Here is a 10,875-nt window from a genome sequence, read left to right on the forward strand (position 1 = left end):
ACCACAGAGTTCAACTCCCTTGTGACGGCGCCACGATGACGCCATGCGGTGAGCGAGGAAGCACGGACGGGGACGCCCGGATCCGGCCGGTGGTGAGGCGATCGCGGTGATCGCGATGATCACGGTGAGCGCGAGACGGGGCGTCGGCTCATCCGAGACGGTCATCCCCGGTTCAGTGGTGCACGAGGGATGACGACTACGAGCAGCATGAAGTGGCGTGGCGCGAGCGGCCGTTGAGGTCCGGCGAGGATGCGCTGCCGACGGACATGCTTACACCATGCGCATCAGCAGGACCAGATCTGACGCAAAATGCGTCGAGAGGATGAGGCGGCTCCGCGGGGTGAACCCGTCCCCCGCGGACCCACCTCTCCAGTGCAGCAGGGACTTTGCCGCAGGTCGGGAGCCTCGATGCGCAGCTTCCGGAGACGCTCCCGTACCACTCGCCAATGAATCAACATGATTCTGTGTGAAGAATATTGTCCAAGCGACGCTCTCCGTGCACAATGCGTATCGCCGCGACGTCAGCGGCTCTCTTGAATCGTTTTTCCTCACGCTCCCGCCCCATCGCAGGCATGCGGTCACCGGGGCACACCTGCGCGACGAGAGGAGGGGGCATGGCTTTCCAACTGCTCACGGACGGCCGCCTGTTGTTCCAGGGCGACAGCATCACGGCCGCGAAACGCGACCCCGGCGACAGCTCCGACCTGGGCCACGGCTTCGTCAGCCGCATCGCCCACACCCTGGCCGGCACGCGTCCGGACCTGCGTGTCGTCAACCGCGGCATCAGCGGCGACCGCGCCGCTGATCTGGCCCGGCGCTGGCAGGAGGACACCCTCACGCTGCGCCCGGACCTGGTGTCGGTCCTGGTCGGCGTGAACGACACGTGGCGCCGCTTCGACCGCGACGACCCGACCTCGACCGACGCGTACGAACGCTCGTACTGCGACGTCCTGGCACGTTCCGCGAAGCAGGGCAGCCTGCTGGTCCTGGTAGAACCCTTCCTGCTTCCCGTACGAGCGCAGCAATGGGCCTGGCGCGAGGATCTCGACCGGCGCATCTCCGTGGTGCGGCGCCTGGCCGAGGAGTTCGACGCGCAACTGCTTGCCGCTGACGGCCTGCTCAACCAGGCCGCCCGTACCCATGGCGACCCATCGGCCCTCACCACGGACGGCGTCCACCTGACGGAGACCGGGCACGACGTCCTCGCCTCGGCCTGGCTGGCCCTGACCACCGCGTCATGAAGCCGCCGGTCCCCCACCGTCCGCCGGAGCGATCCGGCCTCCCCCGGCCCGGCACCCCGGTCCGGGCGACTCCCCATCATTCGAAGGAGCACCGGTTGTCCTCGCGTCTTCGGGCCGCTGTCGTCCTGGGTCCCGCGCTCAGGAACGAAGTGTTCGGCCCGGCCCAATGGGAAGAACTCGCGGGCCTGGTCGACGTCGTGGCCGACTGCCACGACGGTCAGGCCCTGGCCCTGCACCCGCGACGCGCCGAGATCGACGTGCTCATCACGTCCTGGGGCATGCCCCGCCTCACCGAGGACCTCCTGCGCGAACTGCCGTCGCTGCGGGTCGTGGTCCACGCTGCGGGATCCGTCCGCAAGATCGTCAGTGACGCGGTCTGGGCCCGCGGGATCGTCGTGGTCTCGGCCGCCGACGCCAACAACGAGCCGGTGGCCGAGTACGTCTACGCACAGACCGTCCTCGCGCTCAAGGACGTGCACCGACGGTCCCACCGCATCAAGTCCGAGACCGGACTCCCACCGCTCGAGCACATCCCGGGCATCTACCGGCAGACCGTGGGACTGATCTCCTTCGGGTCCGTGGCCCGCAAGACGGCCGCGCTGCTGCGCCGGCTGGAGGCGGACGTGATCGCCTGGGACCCCTTCGTCACCGACGAGGTCTTCCGTGCCGCGCAGGTGGAGCGGGCGGCGGGCATCGACGAGCTGTTCCGCCGGGCCCAAGTGCTCAGCGTGCACACCCCGTTGATCCCGGGCCGGACGGAAAGGCTGATCACCGAGGACCTGCTGCGCCTGCTGCCTCGGGACGCCACGCTGATCAACACGGCGCGCGGTGCGGTGCTCGACGAGGACGGGCTCATTCGCGTGCTGCAGGAACGCCCCGACCTGTACGCCGTGCTCGATGTGACCACCGTCGAACCCCTGCCGGCCTCTTCCCTCCTGTACGCGCTGCCCAACGTGATGCTCACCGGCCACGTCGCCGGCACGGTCGGCGGCGAACGGCGCGGGATGGGCCGCCTGGTGATCGCCGAACTCCGCCGCATCAGCGGGGGTTCAGCGCCCCTGCACTCCGTCTCCTCGCACGCCCTGCTGCTGCGCGCCTGACCCGTCCTGGCCGGTCCGCACCACCGGCCGGCATCACCCGCCCGCACCCCACTCAAACGTTTCAGTTCCCGTCCGACATCCCTTCACAGCCGAGGAGGCTCCGTGGCACACCTGCTGCGCGAGCGCCCCGGAAGAACGGCACAAGGTCGTCCTTCCCCGCCAGCGTCCGGCGCTCGAACCAAGCGACACCACCCTCGCAGCAGGCGCAGCCTCGTGCTGTCCCTGCTCATGTTCGGCACCTTCACCTACTTCCTGGTCTTCCACTACGGGGCCCTCGTCGGCAACGTCATCGCCTTCAAGGACTACGTGCCGTTCGACGGCATCTGGGGCAGTCCCTGGGTCGGCCTCGACAACTTCCAACGGATGCTCCAGGACGGCGACTTCTGGCACTCGGTGATCAACACCATGCTGATCGCCGTGCTGCAGCTGGTCTTCTACTTCCCGGTCCCGCTGGCCCTCGCCCTGCTGCTGCACAGCCTCACCTGGGGCACCGTCCGCCGGTTCGTCCAGTCGGTCGCCTACCTGCCGCACTTCGTGTCGTGGGTGATCGTCGTCGCCCTGTTCCAGCAGGTGCTCGGCGACACCGGGATGGTGAACGGGTTCCTCGGCGACGCGGGTCTGCACACCGTCGACATCGTCGGCAACCCCGACGCCTTCAAACCGCTCGTCGTCGCCCAGGTGATCTGGAAGGACGCCGGCTGGGGCACCATCATCTTCCTCGCCGCGCTCTCCCAGGTGGACGAGCAGCAGTACGAGGCCGCCGCCATCGACGGCGCGGGCCCCTGGCGGCGCTTCTGGCACGTCACCCTGCCCTCGATCCGTCCCGTGGTCGTGCTGCTGCTGATCATGCGGCTCGGCGACATCCTCTCCGTCGGCTTCGAGCAGATGCTGCTCCAGCGCGACGCGGTCGGCCCGCAGGCCGCCGAGATCATCGACACGTTCGTCTACTACCAGGGCATCGTCGGCGGCGACTACGGATACGCCGCGGCGGCCGGACTCTTCAAGGGCCTCATCGGGGCCGCACTCGTCTACGCGGCCAACAAAGTGGCCCACCGACTCGGGGAGCAGGGGGTCTACAGATGAGCACGCAAGCACGCCCCGGCTGGATGGAGAAGCCGAGGCCCGTCACGCAGGCGGGCAAGGTAGTCGCCCTCGTCGCCGTCGTCGCGCTGGTGTGCGTCCCCTTCCTGACCATCGTGGCGACCTCACTCGCGTCCCCGCGCGAAGTGGTGGCCAACGGCGGCTGGGTCCTGTGGCCGCAACACCCCACCCTGGACGCGTACCGCGACATCCTCGACGGCGGCATCGTCACCCACGCGCTCGGCGTCAGCGTCGGCGTCACCCTGATCGGTACGCTGCTCAGCCTCGCCGCCACGGTGTTCCTGGCCTACGCGCTGTCCCGCCCCCAGGTCTACGGCCGCAAGCCGATCCTGCTGCTGGTCCTGTTCACCTTCCTGTTCCCGCCCGGCATGATCCCCAGCTTCCTCGTGGTCAAGGAGCTGGGCCTGCTGGACAGTTACGCCTCGCTGGTCCTGCCCGTGCTGGTCAATGTCTTCAACCTCGTCGTCCTGCGCGGCTTCTTCCAGGGCATCCCCGAGGAGCTGTACGAGGCCGCCCGGCTCGACGGCGCCGGCGACCTGCGCGTCCTGTTCAGCATCGTGCTCCCGCTGTCGAAGGCCGCCCTCGCCGTGGTCGGCCTGTTCTACGCGGTGGCGTACTGGAACTCCTGGTTCTACGCCTCGCTGTACATGGAGAGCGACCACTGGCCGCTCCAACAGGTGCTGCGCACCTACGTGGTGGCCGGTGAGGGCCTGACCGACACCACCACCGGCGAGGGCACCGTCAACGCCCCGCAGACCGTGCAGATGGCCGTCCTGGTGCTCGCCACCGCCCCCATCCTGCTGGTCTACCCCTTCCTTCAGAAGTACTTCACCAAGGGCGTGCTCACCGGCGCCATCAAGAGCTGACCCTCACCTTCCTCCGTACGAGCCGCTCGAAAGGTCGATCAGTCATGCCCGGAATATCGCGGAGAACCGTCCTGCGCACCGTGGCCGTCGCGGGAGCCGCGGCCGCCGCCTCCCCGCTGCTCACCGCCTGCTCCGACTCCTCGGGAGGCGGGGACGTCACCAACGCGGGCAAGAAGCAGGCCCCTTGGCCCGCGTACAAGGCACCCGCCGGCGCCCAGCCGGACCTCGCCCCGACCGAGGCGGGCGTCCAGGCCGGATACACCCGCTACCCCTCCGACCTGGCCACGGCGGTCAAGCGCACCCCGGGCGACGGCAGCACCATCAAGGTCATGTCCGTCACCTTCGGCACTCCTCCGAAGGCCGCGGCCCAGAACCAGTACTGGAAGGCCGTGGAGAAGGCGCTCGGCATCAAGGTCGAGTACACGGTCATCCCGCAGGCCGACTACCAGAAGAAGATGGCCACGGTCATGGCGGGTGACGCGGACGCGCTGCCGGACATCATCAACATGTTCTCCGGCTACACCCTGCCGCGCGAGCAGCAGTTCGTGCAGACGCGCGCCCAGGACCTCACGCCCTACCTGTCCGGTGACGCGGTCGCCGACTACCCCAATCTGGCGGGCATCCCCACGCACGCCTGGCGCGACATGGGCCGCATCGGCGGGCAGATCTACGGCATCCCGCTCGAACGCCCGGTGACCGGCTCGACCCTCTGGGTCAACCAGGGCATGTTCGAGGACGCCGGCATGAAGGACGGCTGGACCGACGAGGACTTCGCCGCCGTCGCCAAGAAGGCCACGCACGGCAAGACGTACGCGCTGGGCGCGGCCGTCGGCTCCAACTTCTGCAACGGCGTCCACTCCGCCGCCCACCACGCCCCGCAGGGCTGGGCCGTCGACAAGAACGGCGCGTTCCACGCCAACTACACCGACGAGCGGTACCGGCAGGCCGTCGCCTACCAGGTCCAGCTGCGCAAGAACGGCTCGTACCACCCGGACGCGACGTCCCTGTCCTCCCCCGATCTCAACACGCTGTTCCTCAACGGCACGGTCGGCTCGATGCAGAACGGCTTCGGCGCGTACACGACGCTCTACCCGGACACGAAGGGACTGCTGACGCCGGCGCCCGCGCTGCCCTACGCGGTCGACGGCACGCCTGGAGGCCACGTCGCGGCCCGCCGTTCCTTCGGGTACACCATCTTGAAGAAGGCCAAGAAGGAGCGCATCCAGATGCTGCTGCGCGTCCTCGACTACCTGGCGTCGCCCTTCGGTACGAAGGAGTGGGAGCTGATGCAGTTCGGCGTCGAGGGCGTCCACTTCAACCGTGCCAAGGACGGTTCCCCGGAGCGCACCAAGCTCGGCGAGGTGGAGAACATCACCAACCTGCCCTTCCGCTATCTGGCCGAGGGGCCGCAGGTGCTGTTCGTGCCGGGTCGCCCCGAGGCGGTCCGCGCCCTGCACGCCTGGCAGCAGAAGGTCGTCCCGGTCACCATCCGCGACGCCTCGTTCGGTCTCGTCTCGCGCACCCTCGTCGCCCAGGGCGCCACGCTGCGGGCGCTGATGGACGACGCCGTCACCGCGGTGATCGCCGGGCGGTCCGGCATGTCCGACCTCGACGCGGCGGTGAAGAAGTGGCGCTCCCGCGGCGGCGACAAGATCGCCGAGGAGCTCGCCAAGGAACACGCCGCCAACAGCTGACGTGGCGATGACCCCGGGCGGGCGCTGGTTCCCGGGAATAGCGCCCGCCGGACGGGAAGTTGACCTTGGTATGTGGAGCAGCGAGCAACTCGACCTGGACGCCTACCTCGGTCACCTCGGACACGAGGGCGAGCGGGCCCCCACCCTCACCACGCTGCGGGCCCTGCAGCGCGCCCATGTGCTGACCCTGCGGTGGGACACGTTGGACAGTTTCCTGTACCGCGACGTGCGCCTCGACCTGCCCTCGGTGCAGGACAAGCTGCTCCGCAGGGGCCGGGGCGGCTACTGCTACGAGCACACCGTGCTCTTCGCCGCCGCACTGGAGAAGCTCGGGTTCCGCTTCACCGCCGTCTCGGGCCGGGTCCAGCTGGGTGCGGACTCCACCAGCCCTCGTCCGGCGACGCACGCCATGCTGATCGTCGACCTGGACGGCACCCGCTGGCTGGTCGACATCGGCTTCGGCGCCAGCCCGCTGGAGCCCATCGAGCTCGTCGACGGCGCCCGCAGCGACGCCGGTCCGTGGCCGTACCTGCTCCGCCGCCAGGTCATCACCCACGGCTCGCCGGGCTGGGCGGTCCTCCAGCGTGGGGAAGGCAAGGAGGGCCCCGACGGCTGGGCCGTGCGCCAGGTCTTCACCGAGACCCCGCAGTACCCCATCGACTACACCCTCGGCAACCACTTCGTCGCCACCCACGACCGCTCCCCCTTCGTCATCCGCCCCTACATCCAGCGGCTGACGACGGAGCGCCACGACACCCTGGACACCCTCCTCTGGACCACCGAACGACCGGGCCAGGACCCGGTGACCGAGACGATCCGCCCCCACGAGGCCCCCAAACTCCTGGCCGACGTCTTCGCCATCCACCTCGACCCCACGGAGGCCGACCTCCTGGTCACCCGGCTGACCGAACTCACCGCTGCCTCGCACCCCACCACGTAGCCACCGCCCCGCCCCGGCACGTCCGCTGCGAACGAGCCGTCAGTTCCGCCACCAGTCCCCTGAGTCCTCCATGGCTCGACGCAGGTAGTCCTCCAGCCCGTTCGCCGCCCACGAACGCCCGTCCGTCTCGTGATCCCAGACGAACACGTCCTCGCGCGCCGGGATCCTGACGAAGGCGAACTGGTCTCCGCCACCGTTGTCCCCGAAGAACATCAGCGGCTCGAACGGCATGTAGAGCTCGGCGAAGTCGGCCGAGGTGCGGAAGGCCGCGTTCTCCTCCGCCATCCGCTCAGCACTCCACACCACGTCGGTTCCGTAGTCCCCGCGCACTCCGTTGCACTCGCGGAGCAGGAGCGCGAGATCCCCGGGAAGCGGCTGCCCCAGCACACGCTCGACGTCGGCCAGTGCCCCGCTGGTCGCGGGCTCGGCGATTTCCGCGTCCGCCGACAGTTCCAGGATCAGTTCGCGCCACATCGGCCAAGCATCTCAGGGCCGGCGGCCACAAGGCCCAGGGGGCGGCGGGTGCCGAACTCAGGCTGCCCAGACGCCGCTGGACGCCGTGGGGCTGTAGAACATGAACTTGAACTTGGTGCCGTCCTTGACGTCCGTCGCCAGCACCTTCCACACCCCCGCCGTGGTGGTCTTGTACCCGCCCGCAGCGCAGAAGGGATCGGCGTTCGTCGGGTAGAAGCAGGCGGTCACCTTGACGCTGCGGGTGGTCTTGATGTTGATGTCGGCGCAGTTGCTGGTTGTCGTGTAGTACTTGCCCGCGGTGCCCGGATTCCAGACGTAGCCCTCGGGCTTGGTGTAACTGTGGGCGCTGCCGTAGCAGGTGGCCGCACTGGCGGTGGATGCCGTTCCCACCAGCCCGGCGCCGGCGAGCGCGGCGGTCACGGCCGTGGCGGCGAGGCGCTTGCGGATGTTCATGATTCCCCCGTTGTCGGTGAGTGGATCCTTCAGGTTCTTGACGACCTCTGGAGCATGGCTGACGTGGGCATGCGCGGCCAGGCATTTCAGCCCTGTTGAAAACGGGCAGGCCAGGCAGGTCGAACGGGTTGCTCCGGATCCACGACTCCTGGTCGAGGTGATGCGGTCACCCCGACCGTACAATTTGAGGTCGAATGACCCAGGGAGACCCGGTCCCGGGTCGGTGACGATGCGAGGGGGGCCCGTGCCCAGCCAGCGGTCCATCAGCGAGGCAGAGAAGCTCGCGGAGGCGAAGCTCGGTGGGATTCCCGTCCGCCGGGAGCAGATGGCCGCGGTGGCCAACATCTACCGGGCCGCGTCCGCCGTGCGTCAGCATCTGGAGAACTCGGTGCTGCGCGGATCGGATCTCACCTGGACCGCGTTCGTGGTGCTGTGGGTGGTCTGGGTGTGGGGCGAGTCGGAGACCCGGCACGTCGCCGAGGAGGCGGGCATCTCCAAGGGCACGCTGACCGGCGTGGCCCGCACGCTGGTGTCGCGCGGGCTGTTGCGCCGGGCCGGCCATCCGACCGACGGACGGCTCGTGCTGCTGGCCCTGACCGACGAGGGCGAGGACTTCATGCGTGAGGTGTTCCCCGCGTTCAACGACGAGGAAGCGTTCGTCACGTCCCGGCTGAGCGACGACGAGTGCAGTGGTCTCGCCGACGGGCTGCGCAAGGTAGTGCTCCAGGTCGAGGAGAGCGGCGAGGAGCGGCGCCAGTCGCTGCTGAACGGCGAGGCGCCGACGCCGCGCCGGAGCGGGCGCCGGCCCACGAGCTGAGGCCTGCTGGACGTCAGGGGGTGGCGGTGCCGGCCGCCCGTACCAGTGCGTCGAAGAGGCGCTGCTGGGCCGGGTCCTCGTGCGCGGTGTCCTCCGGGTGCCACTGCACCGCTACGAACAGGGCGCGGGCGTCGGCGAGTTCGACCGCCTCGATCGTTTCGTCGGCGGCCCGGGCGGTGACGTGCAGGCCCTCCCCCAGGCGGTCCACGTGCTGGTGGTGGTAGCAGGAGGCTTCGGTCTTGTCCGTCCCGGTGATGCGGGCCAGGGCCGAGCCGGTGGCGAGGGTGACGGGATGGCGGACGTGCCGGTGTTCGCGGCGCGGGCCGCCCATGTCCTGGTGGAGGGTGCCGCCCAGCGCGGTGTTGACCACTTGCAGCCCGCGGCAGATCGCCAGGAGCGGAAGCCCGCCCGCCAGCGCCTGGCGGGCGACTTCGAGGTCGAACGCGTCCTGGAGGTCGTCGACGTCGTAGACCGCCTCGTGGGCGTCCGGTGCTCCGTAGCGGTGCGGTGCGAGGTCGCCGCCGCCGGGGAGCAGGACGCCGTCGAAGCGGGCGAGGCGGGCGGCGACGTCGCTGTCGGCCGGGTCGGTGGGGTGGATGGTGGCCGGTTCGCCGCCTGCCCGCCAGACGGCCTCGATCAGCGCGCGGGCGTTGACCTCGGCGGCGTAGCGCAGCGCGGAGGTGGAGGCGGAGAAGCGGGCGGGGATCGCGATGAGGGGGCGGGCCGTCGTCGTCACAGCTGGATCCAGGTGGTCTTCAGTTCCATGTACTTGTCCAGGGCGTGGGCGGACTTGTCTCGTCCGTTGCCCGACTGCTTCATGCCGCCGAAGGGGACGGTCAGGTCGCCTTCCTCGTAGCAGTTGACCCACACCGTGCCGGCCTTGAGAGCGCGGGAGACCTGGTGTGCGGTCGACAGATCGGAGGTCCACAGGCCGGCGGCGAGGCCGTACTCGGTGGCGTTGGCGAGAGCGACGGCCTCGTCGAGATCGTCGAAGGTGAGCACGGACAGGACGGGGCCGAAGATCTCCTCGCGGGCGAGGCGGCTGTCGGGGGCGACGTGGTCGAAGACGGTGGGTTCGAGGTAGACGCCGCCGGTGTCGGTGAGGGTGCGGGCGCCGCCGGTGCGGATGCGGGCGCCGTCGTCGCCGCCCGCGCGGACGTGGTCGAGGACGCGGGCGAGGTGGTGTTCGCCGACGAGGGCGCCCATCTCGGTGGCCGGGTCGAGGGGGTCGCCGACGCGCAGCGCGCGGGCGCGGGCCACGACGGCTTCGGTGACCTGTTCGGCGACGGAGGCGTGCACGAGGAGGCGGGAGGGCGCGGTGCACATCTCGCCCTGGTTGAAGAAGATGCCCCAGGCGGCGGTGGCGGCGGCCTTCTCCAGGTCGGGGGCGTCGGGAAGGATGATGTTCGGTGACTTGCCGCCGAGTTCGAGCCAGACCCGCTTGAGGTTGGAGTCGGCGGCGTAGTGCAGGAAGTGGCGGCCGACGGCGGTGGATCCTGTGAAGGCCAGGACGTCGACGTCGGGGTGCAGGCCGAGGGCGCGGCCGGCCACGGGGCCGGTGCCGTTGACGACGTTGAGGACGCCCGGCGGGAGGCCTGCCTCGAGGGCGACGCGGCCCAGGAGGAGGGCGGACAGGGGTGAGTTCTCGGACGGCTTGAGCACGACGGTGCAGCCTGCGGCCAGCGCGGGGGCGACCTTCCAGCCCGCCAGGGTCAGGGGGAAGTTCCAGGGCACGACCGCGCCGACGACGCCGGCGGGCTCGCGGGTGACGAGGGCGAGCGCGTCGTGCGGGGTGTGCGGGGATTCGTCGGTGAGCTTGTCGGCGAGCTGGCCGTACCAGCGGAACGTGTTGATGACGGCCCGCAGTTCGATGTCGTGGGCGTCGGTGATGGGCTTGCCCATTTCGAGGCTGACGGTGAGGGCCAGTTCCGCCCGGTGTGCGTCGAGGAGTTCGGCGATCCGGATCAGGGCGCGGCCGCGGTCCGCGGGGGCCGTGCGGGGCCAGGGGCCGTGGTCGAAGGCGCGGCGTGCGGCGGCGACGGCGGCGTTCACCTCGGCTTCGCCGCCGTCGGCGACCGAGGCGAGCTTCCGGCCGTCGCGCGGCGAGATCGCGGTGAACTCGCCCCCGCCTCCGGCCTCTTCGGCACCGTCGATCAGGTGGGCGCCGGACGGCTGGAACGCCTTGGCCC

The 10,875-nt window shown here is 69.9% G+C and carries 11 protein-coding genes; 7 read left to right on the forward strand and 4 right to left on the reverse strand.

Annotation, left to right across the window (positions count from 1 at the left end; translation table 11 throughout):
* Positions 1–614 precede the first annotated feature (614 nt).
* From M4J07_RS27050 to M4J07_RS27075, 6 genes are all read left to right on the forward strand, one after another.
* A complete protein-coding gene (locus M4J07_RS27050; RefSeq protein WP_255975664.1) occupies positions 615–1,241 on the forward strand; it encodes an SGNH/GDSL hydrolase family protein in 627 nt (208 codons plus the stop codon).
* Between the two features lie 95 nt (positions 1,242–1,336).
* Positions 1,337–2,341 carry a hydroxyacid dehydrogenase gene (locus tag M4J07_RS27055; RefSeq protein ID WP_255975665.1) on the forward strand — a complete coding sequence of 335 codons (1,005 nt, stop codon included), beginning with the start codon at positions 1,337–1,339 and terminating at the stop codon, positions 2,339–2,341.
* A gap of 228 nt (positions 2,342–2,569) precedes the next feature.
* Entirely contained in the window at positions 2,570–3,424 is an 855-nt protein-coding gene (locus M4J07_RS27060) for an ABC transporter permease (protein ID WP_255975683.1), read from the forward strand.
* The gene (locus M4J07_RS27065; RefSeq protein WP_255975667.1) at positions 3,421–4,308 is read left to right on the forward strand and encodes a carbohydrate ABC transporter permease; all 888 of its coding nucleotides are present in this window, start codon (positions 3,421–3,423) and stop codon (positions 4,306–4,308) included. Before M4J07_RS27060 ends, M4J07_RS27065 begins: the two co-directional genes overlap by 4 nt.
* A 44-nt stretch (positions 4,309–4,352) precedes the next feature.
* A complete protein-coding gene (locus M4J07_RS27070) occupies positions 4,353–6,002 on the forward strand; it encodes an extracellular solute-binding protein (RefSeq protein WP_255975669.1) in 1,650 nt (549 codons plus the stop codon).
* Between the two features lie 70 nt (positions 6,003–6,072).
* Positions 6,073–6,942 (forward strand): arylamine N-acetyltransferase family protein, encoded by an 870-nt coding sequence (locus M4J07_RS27075; RefSeq protein WP_255975671.1) that lies wholly within the window; start codon positions 6,073–6,075, stop codon positions 6,940–6,942.
* 39 nt (positions 6,943–6,981) lie between these two features.
* Here M4J07_RS27075 and M4J07_RS27080 read toward each other — a convergent pair whose 3' ends face one another.
* Positions 6,982–7,416, reverse strand: a complete 435-nt coding sequence (locus M4J07_RS27080) for an SMI1/KNR4 family protein (protein ID WP_255975673.1) — start codon at positions 7,414–7,416, stop codon at positions 6,982–6,984.
* Between the two features lie 57 nt (positions 7,417–7,473).
* Positions 7,474–7,869: a hypothetical protein gene (locus M4J07_RS27085; protein ID WP_255975675.1), complete on the reverse strand. Its 396-nt coding sequence runs from the start codon at positions 7,867–7,869 to the stop codon at positions 7,474–7,476.
* Between the two features lie 244 nt (positions 7,870–8,113).
* On the opposite strand from M4J07_RS27085, the gene M4J07_RS27090 reads away from it, so the two are divergent.
* Positions 8,114–8,686, forward strand: a complete 573-nt coding sequence (locus M4J07_RS27090; RefSeq protein WP_255975676.1) for a MarR family winged helix-turn-helix transcriptional regulator — start codon at positions 8,114–8,116, stop codon at positions 8,684–8,686.
* Between the two features lie 13 nt (positions 8,687–8,699).
* Here M4J07_RS27090 and M4J07_RS27095 read toward each other — a convergent pair whose 3' ends face one another.
* Together M4J07_RS27095 and M4J07_RS27100 are read right to left on the reverse strand one after the other, a co-directional pair.
* Positions 8,700–9,422 carry a gamma-glutamyl-gamma-aminobutyrate hydrolase family protein gene (locus tag M4J07_RS27095; RefSeq protein ID WP_255975678.1) on the reverse strand — a complete coding sequence of 241 codons (723 nt, stop codon included), beginning with the start codon at positions 9,420–9,422 and terminating at the stop codon, positions 8,700–8,702.
* On the reverse strand, positions 9,419–10,875 hold a 1,457-nt coding region (locus tag M4J07_RS27100), incomplete at its 5' end, for an aldehyde dehydrogenase (RefSeq protein WP_255975680.1). The genes M4J07_RS27095 and M4J07_RS27100, both read right to left, overlap by 4 nt.

Source organism: Streptomyces longispororuber (genome assembly GCF_024448165.1).
Lineage (GTDB): Bacteria > Actinomycetota > Actinomycetes > Streptomycetales > Streptomycetaceae > Streptomyces > Streptomyces longispororuber_A.